This window comes from Pseudomonas sp. AF03-9 (assembly GCF_020515815.1).
Classification (GTDB): domain Bacteria; phylum Pseudomonadota; class Gammaproteobacteria; order Pseudomonadales; family Pseudomonadaceae; genus Aquipseudomonas.
Map to the genome: position 1 here is coordinate 248688 of NZ_JAHPJF010000001.1, position 20735 is coordinate 269422.

Genomic DNA, 20735 nt, shown 5'->3' on the forward strand with positions numbered 1-20735 from the left:
AACCACTGATACGGTCAATACAAACGAAACCACATTAATCTGACATTAACTACTTCGGTGCCAGCTCACGTAAATGACGAGCGACCGCAATCCACGCACCGATATACCCCAACAATACCGCGCCAAGCAAGAGGCTCAGACCATCGGCTACCGGCACCCCGGCCAAGGCAAAATCGCTGCCGTACAAACCGGCCAGCCCGACAACCGCGTCGTTCAGCCAGTCCAGGCCAAACGCCAACAGCCCCCAGGAGAAAATCCCGGCACCGAAGCCATAAAGCGCGCCCATGTACAGAAAAGGACGACGCACATAGCTGTCCGTGCCGCCGACCAGTTTAATCACTTCTATCTCGGTGCGACGGTTTTCAATATGAAGACGAATGGTATTACCTATCACCAAAAGTAATGCAGACACCAACAGCACCGTCAGACCGAACACAAAACGATCGCCCAGCTTGAGGATTGCCGCCAGGCGCTCCACCCAGACTAGATCAAGTTGCGCCTGTTGCACCTTGGGCATCTCTGCGAGTTTTTGTCGCAGGGCCTCCAGGGTTGGCTTGTCGACTTCGTTTGGCGTCACCAGCACCACACCCGGCAGCGGGTTCTGCGGCAGTTCCTTGAGCGCCTCGCCCAGGCCGGATTGCTGCTGGAACTCCTCAAGCGCCTGATCGCGGCTGATGTACTCGGCCTCTGCCACGCCCGGGATGTTCTTGATCTGGTCGCGCAGCGCTTCGCCCTCTTTACTGCTGGCGTCGATATTCAGGTACAGCGAAATCTGCGCCGCACGCTGCCAGGAACCGCCCAGGCGCTCCACATTATTAAGCAGCAGCGACAAGCCCATCGGCAGGCTCAAGGCCACGGCCATCACCAGGCAGGTGAAAAAGCTGCCAATCGGCTGCTTGCCCAGGCGACGCAGGCTGTCGAGCAGGCTGGCGCGATGGCTTTCGATCCAGGCGCGCAGCAGCGTGCCGAAGTCCGGGCCGTCGTCATCGTCGTGTTTTTTCTTTTTCTGCGGTTGCGGGTCGGCGGCTTTCGGCGCCACGCGTTCGGAAACCTTGGGGCTGCGGGTAGCACTCATACGCCAGCCTCCCCGTCACCGATCAGGCGGCCGCGTTGCAGGGTCAGCATGCGATGGCGCATGCGGGCGATCAGCGCCAGGTCGTGACTGGCAATCAGCACGCTGGTGCCCAGGCGGTTGATGTCTTCGAACACGCCCATGATCTCGGCCGCCAGGCGCGGGTCGAGGTTACCGGTGGGTTCGTCCGCCAGCAGCAAGGCCGGGCGGTGGACGATGGCGCGGGCGATGCCGACGCGCTGTTGCTGGCCGGTGGACAGGTCGCCGGGGTAGAGGTCGGTCTTGTCCGACAGCCCCACGCGCTCCAGGGCCGAGTCCACGCGCTTGACGATCTCGGCCTTGGACAGCCCGAGGATCTGCAAGGGCAGCGCAACGTTGTTGAACACCGTGCGATCGAACAGCAACTGGTGGTTCTGGAACACCACGCCGATCTGACGGCGCAGGTACGGAATCTGTGCATTGCTGATGGTGGCCAGGTCCTGGCCGGCCAGCAGCAGTTTGCCCGTGGTCGGACGCTCCATGGCCAGCAACAGGCGCAGCAAGGTACTTTTACCGGCACCGGAATGACCGGTGACAAACAAGAATTCGCCGCGACGCACTCGAAAGCTCAGCTCATGCAAGCCCACATGCCCGTTGGCATAGCGTTTACCGACCTGTTCGAATCGAATCATGAACGCTCCCGCTCGGCGAAAAGTGCCTGTACAAAGGGTTCGGCTTCAAAGGTGCGCAGGTCGTCGATGCCTTCACCGACACCGATATAACGAATCGGCAACCCGAACTGTTTGGCCAGGGCAAAGATCACGCCGCCCTTGGCCGTGCCGTCGAGCTTAGTCAATGCCAGGCCGGTCAGTTGCACCGTCTGGTTGAATTGTTTGGCCTGGCTGATGGCGTTCTGGCCGGTGCCAGCATCCAGCACCAGCAGTACTTCGTGCGGTGCGTCTGCGTCGAGCTTGCCGATCACGCGGCGGACCTTCTTCAGCTCTTCCATCAAATTGTCTTTGGTGTGCAGGCGGCCGGCGGTATCGGCGATCAACACATCGATGTTGCGGGCCTTGGCGGCCTGCACGGCATCAAAGATCACCGAAGCGGAATCGGCACCCGTGTGCTGGGCGATCACCGGGATCTTGTTGCGCTCGCCCCACACTTGCAGCTGTTCCACGGCCGCGGCACGGAAGGTGTCGCCCGCCGCCAGCATGACTTTCTTGCCTTCGGACTGCAGCTTCTTGGCCAGCTTGCCGATGGTGGTGGTCTTGCCGGCGCCATTGACGCCAACCACCAGGATCACGAACGGCTTGTTCGGCGTGATCACCAACGGTGCTTCCACCGGCTTGAGCATCGCGGCCAGCTCGGCCTGCAGCGATTTGTAGAGGGCGTCGGCGTCGGTCAGTTGCTTGCGCGCGACCTTCTGGGTCAGGCTCTGGATGATCACGGCGGTGGCTTCGACACCCACGTCGGCGGTGAGCAGACGGGTCTCGATGTCTTCCAGCAGCTCGTCGTCGATGACTTTCTTGCCGAGGAACAGACTGGCCATGCCTTCGCCGATGCTGGCGCTGGTCTTGCTCAGGCCTTGCTTGAGGCGGGCGAAAAAGCCGGTCTTGCTGGTTTCGGCAACGGCTGCGACGACCGGCTCTGGCTCGACAACCGCAGGCACAGCGGCCGCGACCACAGCAACAGGCGCTGCGACTTCGACAACTGGCGGCGCCTGCACCACCACGTCTTCCACGGGTTCAACCACAGCAGGAATCGGTGGTGCTACGTGTTCGGCCTGAACGTCTTCAACCAACGCCACCGGCTCTTCGGCGACTGGCAGTTCCGGCCAAGGCTTATGCTCGGGTTCTGGCTCGGGTTCTGGCGCGGCCTCCACGACCGGCTGCAACACCGGCTCAACCAGCGGCAGTACCACCGGCGCAGGGGTTTCGACCATCGGCTCGGCGTCCACGATGGGCGCTGGAATCGGCTCAGGCTGGACCTGTGGCTGTTCGACGACGGTTTCCTGCGGCTTTTTGCGCAGCCATCCGAACAGGCCTTTTTTCTCGCCAGCCGCAGCTGGGCTCTTCTTGTCGTCGTTGGAACCAAACATGGAGGACGGCTATCTCAAGGTAGCGATGCGCCAGGGCGCCTCGGTAAATAAATTCGATGCAGAACAGACTGCTTTAAGGCTCGCTTGTTCATGCGCAACATTTTGTAAGGCGTAAATAAAGGCCTCTACAAATCGATTCAATATAGGACTGAAGCGATAAAATCGGCGAAAAGCGGAAGATCGTCGGGGAAACCGAGGGTCTATTCCAACATTCCTACGACTTGATCCGGGACAAGATGACTGCCGCAGTGGCCGTCCCTAAATCGGATCAGTATCCTAGCACCTCCTCGCCCGCCGACGCTAAGACCAAGCGGGCAGCCCAACAGGTTTAAAAACGAATGAATGCTCTAGCCCGCCGCGCCGCAGGCCTGCTGCTCAGCACAGTTTGTCTGCCCCTTTCAGCCTTGGCTGCCGACCCACAACCCACCCACGAATTCACCCTGGATAACGGCCTCAAAGTCGTCGTGCGCGAAGACCATCGTGCGCCAGTGGTGGTGTCCCAGGTCTGGTACAAGGTGGGCTCGAGCTACGAAACCCCGGGCCAGACCGGTTTGTCCCATGCCTTGGAACACATGATGTTCAAGGGCAGCGCCAAGGTCGGCCCCGGCGAAGCCTCGCTGATCCTGCGTGACCTGGGCGCCGAAGAGAACGCCTTTACCAGCGACGACTACACCGCCTACTACCAGGTACTGGCCCGTGACCGCCTGGGCGTCGCCTTCGAACTGGAAGCCGACCGCATGGCCAGCCTGCGCCTGCCGGCCGACGAGTTCAGCCGCGAAATCGAGGTCATCAAGGAAGAACGCCGCCTGCGCACCGACGACAACCCGATGTCCAAGGCCTACGAACGCTTCAAGGCCATGGCCTTCCCGGCCAGCGGCTATCACACGCCGACCATCGGCTGGATGGCTGACCTGGACCGCATGAAGGTCGAAGAACTGCGCCACTGGTATCAGGCCTGGTACGTGCCGAACAACGCCACCCTGGTGGTGGTCGGCGATGTGACCCCGGACGAGGTCAAGACCCTTGCCCAGCGCTACTTCGGCCCTATCCCCAAGCGTGACGTGCCACCGGCCAAGGTGCCGATGGAACTGGCCGAGCCCGGCGAGCGCCTGCTGACCATGAAAGTGCAGACCCAACTGCCCAGCGTGATCCTCGGCTTCAACGTGCCGGGCCTGGCCACCGCCGAAGACAAACGCTCGGTCCAGGCCCTGCGCCTGATCTCGGCGCTGCTGGACGGCGGCTACAGCGCACGCATCTCCGAACAGCTGGAGCGTGGTGAAGAGCTGGTCTCCGCCGCCTCCACCAACTACGACGCCTACACCCGTGGCGACAGCCTGTTCACCCTCTCGGCCACACCGAACCAGCAGAAGAAAAAGACCATTGCCCAAGCCGAAGCCGGCCTGTGGCGCCTGCTGGATGAACTCAAGGCCAAGCCGCCAACCGCCGCAGAACTGGAACGCATCCGCGCCCAGGTCATCGCCGGCCTGGTCTACCAGCGTGACTCCATCACCAGCCAGGCCACGGCCATCGGCTCGCTGGAAACCGTCGGCCTGTCCTGGAAGCTGATGGACACCGAGCTTGCCGAACTGCAAAGCGTGACCCCGCAAGACATCCAGAAAGCCGCCCGCACCTACTTCACCCGCGAACGTCTCAGCGTCGCCCACGTACTGCCTGAGGAGACCGCTCATGAGTGATCGCAAAAACAGCCGCCTGATCCTGCCCGGCCTGATCGCCGTCACCCTGGTCGCCGCCGGCGCCGTGTATTTCCTGCGCCCGAGCGAATCCATCGCCAGCCCGGCACTGGAAAAAGCCCAATCGGCCAACAAGCTGCAATCCCTTGCGGAGCTGGACGGCAAGGCGCCGACCAACCGCAAGCTCGACGTACAAACCTGGACCACCGCCGAGGGCGCCAAAGTACTGTTCGTCGAAGCCCATGAACTGCCGATGTTCGACATGCGCATCCTATTCGCCGCCGGCAGCAGCCAGGACGGCAACGTGCCGGGCCTGGCGTTGATGACCAACGCCATGCTCAACGAAGGCGTGCCGGGCAAGGATGTCAGCCAGATCGCCCGCGACTTTGAAGGCCTGGGCGCAGACTTCGGCAATGGCGCCTTCCGCGACATGGCGCTGGTGTCGCTGCGCAGCCTGAGCGCCAGCGACAAGCGCGACGCCGCGCTGTCGCTGTTTGACGAGGTGATCGGCAAGCCGACGTTCCCGGCCGACTCCCTGGCCCGGATCAAGAACCAGATCCTCGCGGGCTTCGAATACCAGAAGCAAAACCCGGCCAAGCTGGCCAGCCTTGAGCTGTTCAAGCGTCTTTATGGCGACCACCCTTACGCACACCCGAGCGAAGGCACTCCCGAGAGCGTTCCGAAGATCAGCCTGGCGCAGTTGCAGGCGTTCCACGCCAAGGCATACGCAGCGGGTAACGCCGTGATTGCAGTCGTAGGCGACCTCACCCGCGCCGAAGCCGAAGCCATGACCGCCAAGGTGTCCGCATCGCTGCCCAAAGGCCCGGCACTGGCGAAGATCGCCCAGCCGAGCGAACCTAAAGCCGGCCTGAGCCATATCGAGTTTCCGTCCAAGCAGACACACCTGTTGTTCGCCCAGCTCGGCATCGATCGCACCGACCCGGACTACGCAGCCTTGTCCCTGGGCAACCAGATCCTCGGCGGCGGCGGTTTCGGCACGCGCCTGATGAGCGAAGTGCGCGAAAAACGCGGCCTGACCTACGGCGTCTACTCCGGTTTCTCCCCGATGCAGGCGCGCGGCCCGTTCATGATCAACCTGCAGACCCGAGCCGAAATGAGCGGCGGCACCCTGCGCCTGGTCGAGGATGTTGTCGCCGACTACCTCAAGACCGGCCCGACACAAAAGGAACTGGATGACGCCAAGCGCGAACTGGCCGGCAGCTTCCCTCTGTCTACCGCGAGCAACGCCGATATCGTCGGGCAGCTGGGTGCGATGGGTTTCTACAACCTGCCGCTGAGCTATCTGGAAGATTTCATGAAACAATCCCAGGCCCTGACCGTAGAGCAGGTCAAGGCTGCAATGAACAAACACTTGAGCGCCGACAAGATGGTCATCGTGACCGCCGGCCCGACGACTGCGCAAAAGCCACTACCGCCCCCCACTGATAAACCCGCCGAGCAGCCGCTCGGGGTTCCGGAGCATTAATGGCCAGTTCATCTCGCCCGAAAAAACCTGTCCACAACGTCCACAACGGTGTGGGCCAACTGCGCATCATTGGCGGTGAATGGGGTAGCCGCAAGCTGAGCTTCCCCGATGTCGTGGGCCTGCGCCCAACGCCGGATCGCGTGCGTGAAACCCTGTTCAACTGGCTCGCGCCGTACATCGGCGGTGCCAAGGTACTGGACCCGTTCGCAGGCAGCGGTGCGCTGTTCCTGGAGGCGCTGTCCCGTGGCGCCGCCCAGGCCCAGGCGCTGGACGCGAGCAACGTGGCGGTCTCCAGCCTCAAGGAACACCTGGGCACCCTGCGCTGCACCAACGGCCAGGTGCAGACTGCCGATGCCCTGCGCTACCTGGAAACCCAACCAGCCAGCGAGTACGACGTGGTGTTCCTCGACCCGCCGTTCAACCAGAACCTGCTGCCGACCGTGTGCACACTGCTGGAAGAGCGCCAATGGCTGGCTCCCGATGCGTGGATCTACACTGAAAGCGAGACCGCACCTTCCACACTGGGTCTGCCGGGCGCCTGGCGCCTGCACCGGGAGCAGAAGTCCGGTCGGGTGTATTACGCGTTGTGGCACCGCCTGGTCGAAAGCGCCGCCTAGCAGGACTCTGTAGTGAGCGGGCTTGCCCGCGCTGCGATCAACCAGGCGCCTCAAGCTAACCTGACACACCGCCGGCGCGGGGCGAGCCCGCTCACCACCATTGAGTTCGCCTGCTACCGAGATTCTCATGACTCCCTCTTCAGACCGGTTCAAACCCGCCTTCGGCCTCGGCAACCCCCACCTGCAAACGCTGTGGGGGCCGCTGTGGCGCCCCACTACCCATCTCGAACGCCAACGCGAACGCCTGTGGCTGGACGATGGTGACTTCCTCGACCTCGACTGGCACGGCCCCCACGACGCCCAAGAGCCGCTGGTGCTGGTGCTGCACGGGCTGACCGGTTCATCCAACTCGCCCTACGTCGCCGGCCTGCAAAAAGCCCTCGCCAGCCAAGGCTGGGCCAGCGCAGCGCTGAACTGGCGTGGCTGTTCGGGAGAGCCCAATCTACTGGCGCGCAGCTATCACTCAGGCGCCAGCGAAGACCTGGCCGCCGCAATTGCCCACCTGCGTGCCAAGCGACCGTTGGCGCCGCTGTATGCGGTGGGGTATTCGCTGGGTGGCAACGTGCTGCTCAAGCACCTCGGTGAAACCGGCGGCGCCTGCGGGCTGCAAGGCGCGGCGGCGGTGTCGGTGCCCTTTCGCCTGGATCAATGCGCCGACCGCATCGGGCTGGGGTTTTCGCGGGTGTACCAGAAGCACTTCATGCGCGAGATGCTCGCGTATATCCGCGTCAAGCAGAGCCGCTTCCTACAGGACGGCCGCGCGGACGGGCTGAAGACCCTGGAGGCCTTGGGCTCGCTGGAGAAGATGCGCACGTTCTGGGATTTCGACGGGCGGGTGACTGCGCCACTGCATGGCTTCCTCAGTGCCGAGGACTATTACCGACGAGCGTCGAGTCGCTACTACTTGGGGGAAATCCGCACGCCGACGCTGATTATCCAGGCGGTGGATGATCCGTTCGTGTTTGCCCACAGCTTGCCTGAGGCCGCTGAGTTGTCGGATTGCACGGAGTTCGAATTGACCGCCAAAGGTGGGCATGTCGGATTTGTCGACGGCTCACTCAAGCACCCGGGCTACTACCTCGAACGCCGCATCCCACAATGGCTACTGACACAACATCGGTAAAAATGTGGGAGCGGGCTTACATCCCGGATAGCTCAATCGCCGGTTGCAATAGCCCGCGCCGGATCAGTAATCCACTCACTCCAAGACCCCGCATACAACTTACCCAATGGGTACCCCGCCAGGCTCAGGGCGAACAGGTTATGACACGCCGTCACCCCCGAACCGCAATAGGCCACCAACTCGTCCGGTGAGCGGCCTTGCAACTGCTCAGCAAACCGTTGCTTGAGCTGCTCAACCGGCAGGAAACGCCCATCGCTGCCCAGGTTTTCACTGAACGCCGCGCACTGCGCCCCCGGAATATGCCCGGCAACCGGGTCGATCGGCTCAACCTCACCACGAAACCGCGCCTGTGCGCGGGCATCGATCAGGGTCAAACCTGGCTGGCCCAAGCGTTTTTGCAAGTGCTCGGCATCCAGCAGCAAACCGTAGTCCGGCGTGCCGACAAAGGTGCCAGACGCAACCAGCGGCGCATCCAGGCTCAACGGGAAACCGGCGGCATGCCAGGCCTTGAGGCCACCATCGAGGATAAACACACCATCGCGCTTGCCCAACCAGGCCAGCAACCACCACGCCCGGGCGGCGTATGCGCCGGGGCCGTCGTCATACAGCACCACGTCGGTGTCGGCATTGATGCCCCACGCCTGCAGTTGTTGAAGCAGAACGTCCGCCGCCGGCAGTGGATGACGGCCGGTCACACCTTTAATCACCGGGCCACTGAGGTGGCGCTCTAGGTCAGCGTACTGCGCGCCCTCGATATGCCCCTCGGCGTAGCTGCAACGCCCGTAATCCGGGTCTTCGAGAGCAAAACGGCAATCCAGGATCACCAGCCCGAGCGACTTCTGGCGCTCGGCCAATTGGGAGGGACTGATCAGTTGGGCAAGCGGCATGACGGACTCCTGTAAACAGATTCGGGAAAGGTCCTACTTCACTTCTTCCAGTGCCTGATTCAACGGCACGTAAAACTCTTTGAACAACGCATCCACCGCATCCTTGGCTTGGGGTGTGACAAACCCCGCCTCCAGCACCAGCACTTGATACACCCCGCGCTTGATCGCCTCGGCGCTCAAATGGGCGGAGTTTTCATTGGTGGTGCACAGGAAACGCACCCACGAGGTAAGGATAATCCACGCATTGAGGGTCAGGGCTTCGGTTTGGATCGGGTCCATATTGAGGATGCCGGCATCGACAAACCCCCGGTAGATGGCGTTGCCCTGGGTCAGGCAGCGCTGGGAAAACCGCCGATAGCCAGTGGCCAGTTCCGGGTCGCTTTCCAGCAAATGTTCAAGGTCGCGGTGCAGGAAACGATAGCGCCACATGCCGGCCAGCAGGGCCTGCAAGTAGAAGCGCTTGTCTTCAACGGTGGCGGCGCGCCCCTGGGGCGGGCGCAGAAAACTGTCTACCAGGGCTTCGTATTCACGGAACAGCACGGCGATGATCGCCTGCTTGTTGGGGAAGTGGTAGTACAGGTTGCCCGGCGAAATTTCCATGTGGGCGGCGATGTGGTTGGTGCTGATACTGCGCTCGCCCTGCTGGTTAAAAAGCTCCAGGCTGGTTTGCACAATGCGCTCGCTGGTCTTTACTCGTGGTGCCATAGGGGAATCAGCTTCTATACACGTGATGGGGCATCTTACGGCCTATCCCGGCCAGGATAAATCTGCATGTTGCTGCAATGTTATTTGACAATTTAGAGCAATGACTCTAAAAATCCAGGCAGACCTATAACAATCGGGAACTGCGCCATGTCTGCCAACGTTGCCTACCTGCAAGATTCCCAGGCGCTGGACCAACTCCAGGACCTGTTCAACGCCCAACAGCGCGCCTATGCCGCCAACCCGATGCCGCCGGCGGCGCAACGCCAGCAGTGGCTCAAGGCCTTGCGCGACGTGCTCAGCGACGAACGCCAGGCGTTGATCAACGCGATCAGCCAGGACTTCAGCCACCGCAGCGCCGACGAAACCCTGTTCGCCGAACTGATGCCCAGCCTGCATGGCATTCACTACGCCAGCAAACACCTCAAGGGCTGGATGAAGCCTTCGCGCCGCGCCGTAGGCCTGGCCTTTCAGCCCGCGTCAGCCAAAGTCATCTATCAACCGCTGGGCGTGGTCGGGGTGATCGTGCCTTGGAATTACCCGTTGTACCTGGCCATCGGCCCGCTGGTCGGTGCATTGGCCGCCGGTAACCGGGTGATGCTCAAGCTCAGCGAATCCACCCCGGCCACCGGCGAACTGCTCAAGACGCTGCTGGCGAAGATCTTTCCCGAAGACCTGGTGTGCGTGGTGCTGGGCGAAGCAGAAGTGGGCATGGCGTTTTCCAGGCTGCGTTTCGACCACCTGCTGTTCACCGGCGCCACTAGCATCGGCAAACACGTGATGCGCGCGGCGGCCGAGCACCTCACGCCGGTCACCCTGGAGCTGGGCGGCAAGTCGCCGGCGATCGTGTCCGCCGATGTGCCGCTCAAGGACGCCGCCGAACGCATCGCCTTCGGCAAAGCCTTGAACGCCGGGCAGACCTGCGTGGCGCCGGACTACGTGCTGGTCCCGGAAGATCGTGTGGAAGGGTTCGTCGAGGCCTACACCCAAGCCATTCGCGGGTTTTATCCGACCCTGGCAGACAACCCGGACTACACCGCCATCATCAACGAACGGCAATTGGCGCGGCTCAATGCCTACACCAAGGACGCCACCGACAAAGGCGCCACCCTGATCCCGCTGTATGAGCAAGGCCAGGCACGGCGCATGGCCCACAGCCTGCTGCTGAATGTCAGCGACGACATGACGGTGATGCAGGACGAGATCTTCGGCCCGCTGCTGCCCATCGTGCCCTATCGCGGCCTCGACCAGGCCTTCGCCTACATCAACCAGCGCCCTCGCCCGCTGGCCCTGTATTACTTCGGCTACAACAAACGCGAACAGGAGCGTGTGCTGCACGAGACCCATTCCGGCGGCGTGTGCCTGAACGACACCCTGCTGCACGTGGCCCAGGACGACATGCCATTTGGCGGCATCGGCCCCTCGGGCATGGGCCACTACCACGGTCACGAAGGCTTTCTCACCTTCAGCAAGGCCAAGGGCGTGCTGGTGAAACAGCGCCTGAACGCCGCGAAATTGATCTACCCGCCGTACGGAAAATCCATCCAGAAGTTGATCCAGAAGCTGTTTATCCGCTGATCACGCCACTCTCGGGATAACAATAACAATGAACCCCAGCCTGACTGAAACACCCGCGCTGTCACGGCGCGGCGTCTTGAAAATCGGCCTGTGCGCCAGCGCCTTCCTGGCCACCGCCGGGCTTGGCGCCAGCCTCAGCGGCTGCTCCAGCAGCACGCCGGCCAGCGGTTTTGTGATGTTGCGCAGCAGTGATTTGCCGTTCCTGCGCGCCGTCATCCCGGTACTGCTTGAAGGCGTGGCCAGCGCCCAGGAAGTTGCCAGCACAATGGAAGACACGCTGAAAAAGCTCGACTTCAGCCTGCAACGCCTGTCGCCGGAGATGTTCAAGCTCACCCAGCAACTGTTCGACGTGCTGGGCATGGGCATCACCCGCGGACCGTTGACCGGGATCTGGGGCAGTTGGGAAAACGCCAGCAGCGAGCAGATCCGCAACTTCCTGCACCGCTGGGAGAACAGTTACCTGAACCTGTTGCGCATGGGCCAGGGCTCGCTGCTCAAGCTGGTGATCATGGCGTGGTACTTCCAGCCGGCGTCGTGGGCCCACTGCGGCTATCCCGGCCCACCAAAGATCTAAGCCTTGATAACCCAACCCAAAATGTGGGAGCGGGCTTGCTCGCGAAAGCGGTGTGTCAGCCAATACATTCTTCACTGATGTACCGCCTTCGCGAGCAAGCCCGCTCCCACATTTTGATTGCAACTTCGTAGCGACCGACACCTATAACAACAAGAGTGCATGTCTATGCCCGTACCCGATCTGTTCCGTGATGGCCTGGCCCGTGGCTGGAAAACCCACAATGGCGCTGCCCTCGACAGCGACCTGACCCTGGAAGCCGACGTAGCCATCATCGGCAGCGGCGCCGGGGGCGGTACCACCGCCGAAATCCTCAGTGCCGCCGGCTACAAAGTGTTGCTGATCGAGGAGGGCCCGCTCAAGACCAGCAGCGACTTCAAGCTGCTCGAAGACGAGGCCTACACCAGCCTGTACCAGGAAGGCATCGGCCGCATGAGCAAGGACGGCGCGATCACCATCCTGCAAGGTCGGGCGGTAGGCGGCACCACGCTGATCAACTGGACATCGAGCTTTCGCACACCAGACGCCACCCTTTCCCACTGGGCCAGCGAATACGCGGTGAAGGGCCACAGCAGCGCCGAGATGGCGCCGTGGTTTGAAAAAATGGAGCAGCGCCTGGGCATCGCCCCCTGGGCCATGCCGCCGAATGCCAACAACGAGGTGATCCGCAAAGGCTGCGAGAAGCTCGGCTACAGCTGGCACGTGATCCCGCGCAACGTGCGCGGCTGCTTCAACCTGGGGTATTGCGGCATGGGGTGCCCGGTCAACGCCAAGCAATCGATGCTGGTGACCACGATCCCGTCCACCCTGGAAAAAGGCGGTGAGCTGCTCTACCTCGCCCGCGCCGAACGCCTGAAATTCACCGGCGACACCATCAGCAGCCTGGAATGCGTGGCGATGGACGCCCTGTGCGTGGCGCCCACAGGGCGCAGGATCAGCGTGAAGGCCAGGCACTACGTGCTGTCTGGCGGCGGCATCAACAGCCCGGCCCTACTGATGCGCTCGGACGCGCCCGACCCGCACTCGCGCCTGGGCAAGCGGACCTTTTTGCACCTGGTGAATTTTTCCGCCGGGCTGTTCGACGAGGTGATCAACCCGTTCTACGGCGCACCGCAGTCGATCTACTCCGACCATTTCCAATGGCAGGACGGCACCACCGGCAAAATGTCGTACAAGCTTGAGGCGCCGCCCCTGCACCCGGCGCTGGCCAGTACCCTGCTCGGTGGCTACGGCACGCAAAACGCCCTGGACATGAGCCAACTGCCCAATACCCACGCGATGCTCGCCCTGCTGCGCGATGGCTTTCACCCCGACAGCCCCGGTGGCAACGTGGAGTTGCGCGGCGACGGTACGCCGGTGCTCGACTATCAGGTCTCGGACTACGCCTGGGACGGCCTGCGCCGGGCATTCCACAGCATGGCCGAGATTCAGTTCGCGGCGGGCGCCAAGTCGGTCAAGCCGCTGCATCACGATGCGCGCTACGTCAAAACCCTGGCCGAAGCCCGTACCCTGATCGAAGGCCTGAAGCTGGAACTGCACCGCACCTGCCTGGGCAGCGCCCATGTGATGGGCGGTTGCGCCATGGGCGAAGAGCCGAAAAATGCGGTGGCCGACAGCCTCGGGCGCCATCACCAATTACGCAACCTGTCGATCCACGATGGCTCGCTATTCCCCACCAGCATTGGGGCAAACCCGCAATTGTCGGTGTATGGATTGACCGCGCAATTGGCCACTGCCTTGGCCGAACGTCTGAAAACAGCGTGAAAAAACGTCGGATAAGCGGCCTCTATCTACATAAGTCGACTTGGCCGACCGGGATGGCTGCGATACCATCCGGTTCCCCAACGGACTCCGCCAGGACGACGCGATGAACCGAGTGTTGTACCCAGGTACTTTCGACCCGATTACCAAAGGCCATGGCGATCTGGTCGAACGCGCCTCACGCTTGTTCGACCATGTGATCATCGCGGTCGCAGCCAGCCCCAAGAAAAACCCGCTGTTCCCCCTGGAACAGCGCGTGGAGCTGGCGCGTGAAGTCACCAAGCACCTGCCCAATGTGGAAGTGGTGGGCTTCTCGACGCTGCTGGCGCATTTCGCCAAAGAGCAGAACGCCAATGTGTTCCTGCGCGGCCTGCGCGCGGTGTCGGACTTCGAATACGAATTCCAGCTGGCCAACATGAACCGCCAACTGGCGCCGGACGTGGAGAGCCTGTTTCTCACGCCGTCGGAACGTTATTCGTTCATTTCCTCGACGTTGGTTCGTGAAATCGCCGCGTTGGGTGGAGATATCACCAAGTTCGTCCACCCGGCCGTCGCCGATGCACTGACCCTGCGCTTCAAAAAGTAACTTGGCCCGTAGTGAGCGGGCTTGCCCGCGCCCGCGGTGTGTCAGGTTAGCTTGAGGCGCCTGGTCGATCGCAGCGCGGGGCAGCCCGCTCACTACAGCCATAGGTCAGAGCTGCTCGCACTGCGGGCGCCAATGCGGCACAATTGCGCGCATTAGTTTTCAGATGCCCTGGCTGACAGCCCTGGCAGGAGTTTCCATGTCCCTGATCATCACCGACGATTGCATCAACTGCGACGTCTGCGAACCCGAGTGCCCGAACGCTGCCATTTCCCAAGGTGAAGAGATCTACGTGATCGATCCGAACCTGTGCACACAGTGCGTCGGCCACTATGACGAACCTCAGTGCCAGCAGGTCTGCCCGGTGGATTGCATTCCGCTGGATGAAGCCCATCCGGAGACGGAAGAGCAGTTGATGGACAAGTACCGCAAGATTACTGGCAAGGCTTAAGGGCCTCTTCGCGAGCAAGCCCGCTCCCACAGTTGACCGAGTTCCAACATGAGAACGCGGTCGAATGTGGGAGCGGGCTTGCTCGCGAAGGCGTCATCAGCCTTCACCTAGCAATCAGCTCTGGCACTTGGGGCAAAACACACTCGCCCTCTGCCCCAGCACCACATTGCGCAACTCAGTCCCGCACACCTTGCACGCCTCGTTCCCCCGGCCATAGACAAACAGCTCCTGCTGGAAGTACCCCGGCTGCCCGTCCCCACCGATAAAGTCGCGCAATGTCGTACCGCCCCGCTCGATCGCAGCGGCCAGGATGCGCTTGATCTCGATCGCCAGCTTCAAATAGCGCCCACGGGAAATACCGCCCGCCGCACGACGCGGATCAATCCCCGCCGCAAACAACGCCTCGGTCGCATAGATGTTGCCCACGCCAACCACCACCGCGTTGTCCATGATGAACGGCTTCACCGCCATCGACTTGCCGCGAGACAGTTGAAACAAACGCTCACCGTCGAACAGGTCGGTCAACGGCTCCGGCCCCAGGCGCAGCAGCAGCTCGTGGTTGTGCGGGTCCTGGCTCCAGAGCATCGCGCCAAAGCGCCGCGGGTCGGTGTAGCGCAGGGCCAGGCCAGACTCCAGCTCGATGTCCACATGCTCATGCTTGGCCGCTGGCATGCCGACCTCCACCAGGCGCAGGTTGCCCGACATGCCCAGGTGGCTGATCAAGGTGCCCACTTCGGCATTGATCAACAGGTACTTGGCGCGCCGCTCCACCAGCACGATGCGCTGCCCGGACAGGCGCACATCCAGGTCTTCCGGGATCGGCCAGCGCAGGCGCCGCTCACGGACCACCACACGGCTGACGCGTTGGCCTTCCAGGTGCGGCGCGATCCCGCGCCGGGTAGTTTCGACTTCAGGTAACTCGGGCATGCGTACCTCGTGAAAGAAGGGTCAGTGGGCGCCCAGTTCGCGGATCGACAACTTCATGCTTTCGAAGTCGTAGTCCGACAGGCCCACGTAGTCCAGCACCAGATGGCCGATGGCATTCCACTCATGATCGACAGTCTGGTTGCCCAGCACGCGGTACGACGAGCCGATGTGCTCGGCCATTTTGAGGATCGCCAGCAGGTTTTTCAGCTGCGGATTGCGCGACGATTCATCGCTGAAGATCGCCAGGGCGTTGTGGTGGTTGGCGATGGCGTCGGTCACATGCTCCGGCAGGCGCCAGGATTTGGCGGTGTAGTAGCCGACCACCGCGTGGTTGGTGTTGAACGCGTTGTTCTCGGTGTCGACCACGCGGCAGTCGGGGCCGGCGTTGGCATAGGCCTCTTCGAGCACCGTCATGTAGTTGGGGAAGCGCTTGAGCATCAGCGGCACGCCGCAATCGTGGAACAGGCCGAGGGCGTAGGCCTCGTCCACCGCCTGGGCACCGATGCGCTTGGCCAGGGTCAGGCAGGTCATGGCCACGTCCTGGGCAGTGTCCCAGAAGCGGTTGAGGGTGACGATGGTGTCGTCGCTCATCTCGCCCTTGATCGACAGGGCGTTGATCAGGTTGATGATCGAACGGCTGCCCAGCAGGTTCACGGCGCGCTGGATCGAGGCGATCTTGTTGCTCAAGCCGTAATACGACGAGTTGACGATCTTCAGCAACGCCCCGGACAGGCCCGGGTCCTGGGCGATCAGCCGGGCGATCACTTCCAGGTCCGGGTCAGGCATGTACTGCTCCATCTGCAGATCCACCATGATCTGCGGTTGAGGCGGCACACTGATGCCTTGCAGGGCCTGCTGGATCTGTTCGGCGGATAGCTCTTGGGACATAAGTACTTACTCTGGGCTAGGCGGGGATTCTAACCTCTATGGGAACCTGACCGACACCTCAAAAACCGGAACTGAAACCCGATCCAATGTGGGAGCTGGCTTGCCTGCGATGGCCTCACCGCCGTACGTCAGATACACCGCGCCGTCTGCATCGCAGGCAAGCCAGCTCCCACATGAAACGGCGTGCAACAGGTATACTCCCGCTCTTTTTTCCGGAGCGACGTCATGTCCCTGCCAAGCCTGCGTCTCAAAGCCAACGCCGATCGTCGTTTGCGCAACGGCCACCTGTGGGTCTACAGCAACGAAATCGACGTGGCCGCCACCCCACTCCACGGCTTCCAGGCAGGCGACCAGGCTATCCTGGAAGCGGCCGGCGGCAAGACCCTGGGCATCGTGGCCATGAGCCCGAACAACCTGATCTGCGCCCGCCTGCTGTCGCGTGACATCAAGTTGCCGCTGGACAAGTCGCTGCTGGTGCACCGCCTGAACGTCGCCCTGTCCCTGCGTGACCGCCTGTTCGACAAGCCGTTCTACCGCCTGGTCTACGGCGATTCCGACCTGTTGCCAGGCCTGGTGGTCGACCGTTTCGGCGACATCCTGGTGGTACAGATCGCCTCGGCGACCATGGAAGCCCATAAAGAAGACGTGATCGCCGCCCTGACCCAAGTGCTCAAGCCCAGCGGCATCCTGTTCAAGAACGACTCCGCCGCACGCGACGCCGAAGGCCTCAACCGCTACGTCGAAACCGTGTTCGGCCTGGTGCCGGAGTGGGTGGCGCTGGAAGAAAACGGCGTGAAATTCGAAGCCCCGGTGATCCAGGGCCAGAAAACCGGCTGGTTCTACGACCACCGCATGAACCGCGCCCGCCTGGCTCCGTATGCCAAAGGCAAACGCGTGCTCGACCTGTACAGCTACATCGGCGGCTGGGGCGTGCAAGCCGCGGCCTTTGGCGCCAGTGAAGTGTTCTGCGTCGATGCCTCGGCCTTCGCCCTCGACGGCGTGGAGCGCAACGCCGCGCTGAACGGCTTTGCCGAGAAAATGACCTGCATCGAAGGCGACGTGTTTGAAGCCTTGAAAGAACTGAAAGCCAGCGAAGAACGTTTCGACGTGATCGTCGCCGACCCACCGGCGTTCATCAAACGCAAAAAAGACATGAAGAACGGCGAAGGCGCCTACCGCCGCCTCAACGAGCAAGCCATGCGCCTGCTCAGCAAGGACGGCATCCTCGTCAGCGCTTCGTGCTCCATGCACCTGCCGGAAGACGACCTGCAAAACATCCTGCTGACCAGCGCTCGCCACCTGGACCGCAACATCCAGATGCTCGAACGCGGCGGCCAAGGCCCGGATCACCCGGTGCATCCGGCGATTGCCGAGACGCGCTACATCAAGAGCATCACGTGCCGGTTGCTGCCTAACAGCTAAGTAGAGTTAGAACGCAGAACAAAATGTGGGAGCGGGCTTGCTCGCGAATGCGGTGGATCAGTTACAAAGTTGTTAACTGACACACCGCATTCGCGAGCAAGCCCGCTCCCACACTTTTTTGCGCAGTGCCAGAAACATTGTTCCGACTTCTACAAGCCACTTTTTTTGATTGAATTCCATTTTCCGCAGACTAGTATCGATTTCTGGTTCTACTCCGGGAAAACAAAAACAATGTCTGGGCCCGCCCTCTCGCGCTTCATCCTGATCACCTGCATTTCCCTGATCAGCTTCTTTCCGATCAATATCCTGCTGCCCTCCTTCCCCGCCCTGTCCGCCCACTTCGATACGCCCACCGCTGACGTCGCGCTGTCCATCAGCCTGTTCACGCTGGTCTTTGCGATCTCCCAACTGGTGGCCGGCCCGCTGTCGGATAAATGGGGGCGCAAGGAAGTGCTGATCGGCTGCATCAGCCTGTCGATCCTCGGCGCCATCGGTTGCGCATGGGCGCCGGATTACCTGAGCTTCCTGCTGTTTCGCAGTGTCCAGGCCATGGGCTGTGGATTTTTCGTGCTGGGCCACGCGCTGGTGGAAGACCTGTTCGACGAACAAGACCGCGCCCGCGTGCGCCTGTATTACATGACCTTGAGCGGCTCGTTTGTCGCGCTGTCACCGCTGATCTTCATGGACACGCTGCAGCTTTCCGAATACCAATACGCGCTGGTGCTGATGGTGTACGGCGTGGCCGACCTGCTCGGCGGCGTCGTGGCGTCGTATTTGCAAAAACGCATCACGCTGTCGCGGCAGATAAACATCGGCCTCGGCTTGCTGAGTGTCGCCGGGGTGCTGTTGACATTGATTGTCGGCATGCACGCCATCACCACGGTGACCTTGCTGATCCCGATGCTGATCAGCGCCCTCAGTTTTATCGTGCTCAGCCTATGGGGGCTGGTGACCAACCGGCAGACTACGGCTCGCGCATTACCGGCGTGAGCAGCATGTCACTGGTCTGCAATTGCCGGTAACGCGGCTTGACCAGTTCGATCCTGCCGATGCGGATGTCGTGGATCAGCGTTTCGGTGTCCACATAGCCGTCCGGCAGTTGCGTCCAGACCAGTGGGCCGCGATCGTCCCATTGGCCTTTCTCATCCAGGGCAAAGATGCGCGGTGGCTTGGAGTCTTGGCGGTAGCCGGTGTTTGGAATCGCCAGCACTTCGGGCTGGCCGTCCAGGTCCAGATCCACCGCCCACAACACACAGTTGGACTCGCACGGTGAGTCGGTAGCCAGGCTCAGTTCGGCAAACTGCTCGCTGCCCTTGGGCTTGGGACCGATCCATTCGAGTTCGGGCTTGGGCCGGCGGGCGCGCTCCTTTTCATACTGTTCGCTGAAACTCAGCGCCGTGTCGTCCATGCGCTCGCGCAAGGCACGACGCGAATCCGCGTCAAGAATGCGCTCTTTATCCAGATCCTCCTGCAACTTGGCGTAAGCCTCCTCGCCGGCCTTCTCCAGGCCAAAACGCAGGTAGTGCGCATCAAAGGCCTCGGCCTTGGTGCGCCCGTCCAGCAAGCGTTGCACCTGATCATTCACACTGATCTGTACCGGGTTGAGCAGCGGCGTGTTGATCAACACCACCAGCGCACAAAACAGCAACGCCAGTGCCGGGTTGGTCACACGCAAGTTGCCCAGCCACACCGGTTTACGCAGCACCACCGCCCACACCGCCGCCAGGCCGTACAAACCACACAGTGATGCCGCCGCCAGCGCAATGAACCGTTGCGGCGACAAGGCGTATTGCTCGACCCGCAGCCAGCTCGAATAAAACGCCAGCGCCGCGAGCACCGGCAGGCACAACAGGCTCAACTCGATAAACCGCGTCAGCCACTTTGGATACGGCCGAGGCTGCGCGCCATCCTGGAACACCCCGTTGAGCAGAAACAGCTGAGCCCCGGCCAGCACCAGCAAAATCGGTGTGGAATAGCCCGTCGCCCATATCCGCCCAAGCCCGGTAAACGGCAGGGCCAGGGTAAACAGCACGCTGATCAGCGCAATCAACGGCAGTAGCAAACCACACGCGCTGAACAGCATGCCGCGCATCTGGCCGATGACTTTTTCACTGCGGGCCGCCAAGTACATGCCGAGCGCGAACACCAGTGGCAGGGCGAAACACAGGAACAACTCACTCCAGAAATGATGCTCGAAGAACTCGATGCCCAACATCAGGAACAGCCGGCCCCACAGCTTGAGCAACGCCATGAACAGCCCCACCAGGATCAACGCGTAGAGCACGATGAACACGCTGTTCCAGGCTTGCTGGAACAGGTCTTCATAGCGCCAGCGCTGGCCTTTGGCCGAGGGCCAGGCAAACAGGAAGCTGGCGCAGACGTAGCTCAGCACCACCACACTGATAAACCACGAGTTGATCGCCCAACGGTTGTCGCCGATATGCTCGACGCCATAACACACCCACAACGTCATGCCGCCCATCAGCAGGGTGAACAGCAGCGTCGGCAACAGCGAACGCCAGTGCCGGACTTTTTCCCCGAGCAACTGCAACGTGGTGCCGCCCACCAGGACCAGGGTGTAGGTGACAAAAAACAGCGCTTCGTTCAAGCGATACAGCTGGTCGGAGTAATAGAAGGCGATTCCCTGGACCAGGCCGATCAGCAGGTAGAACCCAAGAAAACGATTGATACCGGGCATTCCAGTTCCTTTGGAGTGGAGAGGGACAAAAAAGGCCGCCAGTCTAAACAAAGCCGCAGGCCCTGTATTGCCCCGTTCCCTCCAGACGCCAGCGGTGTAGAATCGGCCCTATTCATCGCCAGTCATCCCCCGGCGGGTTTATGAGCTCGAGGCCCAAGCACGCGGCGATCCCGCGACGCGAGTGGCAACTTCCGGACA

The 20735-nt window shown here is 61.8% G+C and carries 19 protein-coding genes; 11 read left to right on the forward strand and 8 right to left on the reverse strand.

Annotated elements, in window-relative coordinates:
- Positions 1 to 49: 49 nt before the first annotated feature.
- Genes ftsX through ftsY form a run of 3 tightly spaced genes read right to left on the reverse strand, consistent with a single transcriptional unit; the run spans position 50 to position 3152 of the window.
- Positions 50 to 1075 carry a permease-like cell division protein FtsX gene (gene ftsX / locus LIY36_RS01155; protein WP_192301245.1) on the reverse strand — a complete coding sequence of 342 codons (1026 nt, stop codon included), beginning with the start codon at positions 1073 to 1075 and terminating at the stop codon, positions 50 to 52.
- Complete coding sequence (gene ftsE, locus LIY36_RS01160) at positions 1072 to 1743, reverse strand: cell division ATP-binding protein FtsE (protein WP_226454563.1); 672 nt, start codon at positions 1741 to 1743, stop codon at positions 1072 to 1074. Before ftsE ends, ftsX begins: the two co-directional genes overlap by 4 nt.
- Positions 1740 to 3152, reverse strand: coding sequence for a signal recognition particle-docking protein FtsY (gene ftsY, locus LIY36_RS01165; protein WP_226454564.1), 1413 nt, complete (start codon positions 3150 to 3152; stop codon positions 1740 to 1742). The genes ftsE and ftsY overlap by 4 nt, the downstream gene beginning before the upstream one ends.
- Before the next feature lie 338 nt (positions 3153 to 3490).
- Between ftsY and LIY36_RS01170 the strand changes: the two genes are divergently transcribed.
- The 4 genes from LIY36_RS01170 (at position 3491) to LIY36_RS01185 (ending at position 8069) form a co-directional block, all read left to right on the forward strand.
- The gene (locus LIY36_RS01170; protein WP_226454565.1) at positions 3491 to 4846 is read left to right on the forward strand and encodes a M16 family metallopeptidase; all 1356 of its coding nucleotides are present in this window, start codon (positions 3491 to 3493) and stop codon (positions 4844 to 4846) included.
- Positions 4839 to 6329 (forward strand): M16 family metallopeptidase, encoded by a 1491-nt coding sequence (locus tag LIY36_RS01175; protein ID WP_226454566.1) that lies wholly within the window; start codon positions 4839 to 4841, stop codon positions 6327 to 6329. Before LIY36_RS01170 ends, LIY36_RS01175 begins: the two co-directional genes overlap by 8 nt.
- On the forward strand, positions 6329 to 6946 hold the full coding sequence (rsmD, locus tag LIY36_RS01180) for a 16S rRNA (guanine(966)-N(2))-methyltransferase RsmD (RefSeq protein WP_192301240.1): 618 nt from the start codon (positions 6329 to 6331) through the stop codon (positions 6944 to 6946). Before LIY36_RS01175 ends, rsmD begins: the two co-directional genes overlap by 1 nt.
- Before the next feature lie 127 nt (positions 6947 to 7073).
- Positions 7074 to 8069, forward strand: a complete 996-nt coding sequence (locus tag LIY36_RS01185; protein WP_226454567.1) for a hydrolase — start codon at positions 7074 to 7076, stop codon at positions 8067 to 8069.
- Between the two features lie 32 nt (positions 8070 to 8101).
- Here LIY36_RS01185 and LIY36_RS01190 read toward each other — a convergent pair whose 3' ends face one another.
- Positions 8102 to 8956, reverse strand: coding sequence for a sulfurtransferase (locus LIY36_RS01190; protein WP_226454568.1), 855 nt, complete (start codon positions 8954 to 8956; stop codon positions 8102 to 8104).
- A 33-nt stretch (positions 8957 to 8989) separates the two neighbouring features.
- Positions 8990 to 9661 (reverse strand): TetR/AcrR family transcriptional regulator, encoded by a 672-nt coding sequence (locus LIY36_RS01195; protein WP_192297850.1) that lies wholly within the window; start codon positions 9659 to 9661, stop codon positions 8990 to 8992.
- Positions 9662 to 9808: 147 nt separating this feature from the next.
- On the opposite strand from LIY36_RS01195, the gene LIY36_RS01200 reads away from it, so the two are divergent.
- From LIY36_RS01200 to LIY36_RS01220, 5 genes are all read left to right on the forward strand, one after another.
- On the forward strand, positions 9809 to 11236 hold the full coding sequence (locus LIY36_RS01200) for a coniferyl aldehyde dehydrogenase (protein WP_226454569.1): 1428 nt from the start codon (positions 9809 to 9811) through the stop codon (positions 11234 to 11236).
- 28 nt (positions 11237 to 11264) lie between these two features.
- A complete protein-coding gene (locus LIY36_RS01205; protein ID WP_226454570.1) occupies positions 11265 to 11810 on the forward strand; it encodes a twin-arginine translocation pathway signal protein in 546 nt (181 codons plus the stop codon).
- Positions 11811 to 11975: 165 nt separating this feature from the next.
- Entirely contained in the window at positions 11976 to 13571 is a 1596-nt protein-coding gene (locus LIY36_RS01210; RefSeq protein ID WP_226454571.1) for a GMC family oxidoreductase, read from the forward strand.
- A 103-nt stretch (positions 13572 to 13674) separates the two neighbouring features.
- Positions 13675 to 14154: a pantetheine-phosphate adenylyltransferase gene (coaD, locus tag LIY36_RS01215; RefSeq protein ID WP_003176711.1), complete on the forward strand. Its 480-nt coding sequence runs from the start codon at positions 13675 to 13677 to the stop codon at positions 14152 to 14154.
- Positions 14155 to 14350: 196 nt separating this feature from the next.
- Positions 14351 to 14602: a YfhL family 4Fe-4S dicluster ferredoxin gene (locus LIY36_RS01220; protein ID WP_017734768.1), complete on the forward strand. Its 252-nt coding sequence runs from the start codon at positions 14351 to 14353 to the stop codon at positions 14600 to 14602.
- Positions 14603 to 14716: 114 nt separating this feature from the next.
- Here LIY36_RS01220 and mutM read toward each other — a convergent pair whose 3' ends face one another.
- Positions 14717 to 15529 (reverse strand): bifunctional DNA-formamidopyrimidine glycosylase/DNA-(apurinic or apyrimidinic site) lyase, encoded by an 813-nt coding sequence (mutM, locus tag LIY36_RS01225; RefSeq protein WP_226454572.1) that lies wholly within the window; start codon positions 15527 to 15529, stop codon positions 14717 to 14719.
- Between the two features lie 21 nt (positions 15530 to 15550).
- Positions 15551 to 16363: an HDOD domain-containing protein gene (locus LIY36_RS01230; protein WP_192298234.1), complete on the reverse strand. Its 813-nt coding sequence runs from the start codon at positions 16361 to 16363 to the stop codon at positions 15551 to 15553.
- A gap of 279 nt (positions 16364 to 16642) precedes the next feature.
- Between LIY36_RS01230 and LIY36_RS01235 the strand changes: the two genes are divergently transcribed.
- Complete coding sequence (locus LIY36_RS01235) at positions 16643 to 17839, forward strand: class I SAM-dependent rRNA methyltransferase (RefSeq protein ID WP_003195152.1); 1197 nt, start codon at positions 16643 to 16645, stop codon at positions 17837 to 17839.
- Positions 17840 to 18070: 231 nt separating this feature from the next.
- Positions 18071 to 18829 (forward strand): MFS transporter, encoded by a 759-nt coding sequence (locus tag LIY36_RS01240; protein ID WP_226454573.1) that lies wholly within the window; start codon positions 18071 to 18073, stop codon positions 18827 to 18829.
- Here the strand turns inward: LIY36_RS01240 and LIY36_RS01245 are convergent.
- Positions 18804 to 20537 (reverse strand): DUF4153 domain-containing protein, encoded by a 1734-nt coding sequence (locus tag LIY36_RS01245; protein WP_226454574.1) that lies wholly within the window; start codon positions 20535 to 20537, stop codon positions 18804 to 18806. The genes LIY36_RS01240 and LIY36_RS01245 overlap by 26 nt on opposite strands.
- Between the last annotated feature and the right edge of the window lie 198 nt (positions 20538 to 20735).

Excerpts from the sequence above, each read along its gene's own strand:
- ftsX (WP_192301245.1), bottom strand. The coding sequence starts at position 1,075 with ATGAGTGCTACCCGCAGCCCCAAGGTTTCCGAACGCGTGGCGCCGAAA.
- ftsE (WP_226454563.1), bottom strand. The coding sequence starts at position 1,743 with ATGATTCGATTCGAACAGGTCGGTAAACGCTATGCCAACGGGCATGTG.
- ftsY (WP_226454564.1), bottom strand. The coding sequence starts at position 3,152 with ATGTTTGGTTCCAACGACGACAAGAAGAGCCCAGCTGCGGCTGGCGAG.
- LIY36_RS01170 (WP_226454565.1), top strand. The coding sequence starts at position 3,491 with ATGAATGCTCTAGCCCGCCGCGCCGCAGGCCTGCTGCTCAGCACAGTT.
- LIY36_RS01175 (WP_226454566.1), top strand. The coding sequence starts at position 4,839 with ATGAGTGATCGCAAAAACAGCCGCCTGATCCTGCCCGGCCTGATCGCC.
- rsmD (WP_192301240.1), top strand. The coding sequence starts at position 6,329 with ATGGCCAGTTCATCTCGCCCGAAAAAACCTGTCCACAACGTCCACAAC.
- LIY36_RS01185 (WP_226454567.1), top strand. The coding sequence starts at position 7,074 with ATGACTCCCTCTTCAGACCGGTTCAAACCCGCCTTCGGCCTCGGCAAC.
- LIY36_RS01190 (WP_226454568.1), bottom strand. The coding sequence starts at position 8,956 with ATGCCGCTTGCCCAACTGATCAGTCCCTCCCAATTGGCCGAGCGCCAG.
- LIY36_RS01195 (WP_192297850.1), bottom strand. The coding sequence starts at position 9,661 with ATGGCACCACGAGTAAAGACCAGCGAGCGCATTGTGCAAACCAGCCTG.
- LIY36_RS01200 (WP_226454569.1), top strand. The coding sequence starts at position 9,809 with ATGTCTGCCAACGTTGCCTACCTGCAAGATTCCCAGGCGCTGGACCAA.
- LIY36_RS01205 (WP_226454570.1), top strand. The coding sequence starts at position 11,265 with ATGAACCCCAGCCTGACTGAAACACCCGCGCTGTCACGGCGCGGCGTC.
- LIY36_RS01210 (WP_226454571.1), top strand. The coding sequence starts at position 11,976 with ATGCCCGTACCCGATCTGTTCCGTGATGGCCTGGCCCGTGGCTGGAAA.
- coaD (WP_003176711.1), top strand. The coding sequence starts at position 13,675 with ATGAACCGAGTGTTGTACCCAGGTACTTTCGACCCGATTACCAAAGGC.
- LIY36_RS01220 (WP_017734768.1), top strand. The coding sequence starts at position 14,351 with ATGTCCCTGATCATCACCGACGATTGCATCAACTGCGACGTCTGCGAA.
- mutM (WP_226454572.1), bottom strand. The coding sequence starts at position 15,529 with ATGCCCGAGTTACCTGAAGTCGAAACTACCCGGCGCGGGATCGCGCCG.
- LIY36_RS01235 (WP_003195152.1), top strand. The coding sequence starts at position 16,643 with ATGTCCCTGCCAAGCCTGCGTCTCAAAGCCAACGCCGATCGTCGTTTG.
- LIY36_RS01240 (WP_226454573.1), top strand. The coding sequence starts at position 18,071 with ATGTCTGGGCCCGCCCTCTCGCGCTTCATCCTGATCACCTGCATTTCC.
- LIY36_RS01245 (WP_226454574.1), bottom strand. The coding sequence starts at position 20,537 with ATGCCCGGTATCAATCGTTTTCTTGGGTTCTACCTGCTGATCGGCCTG.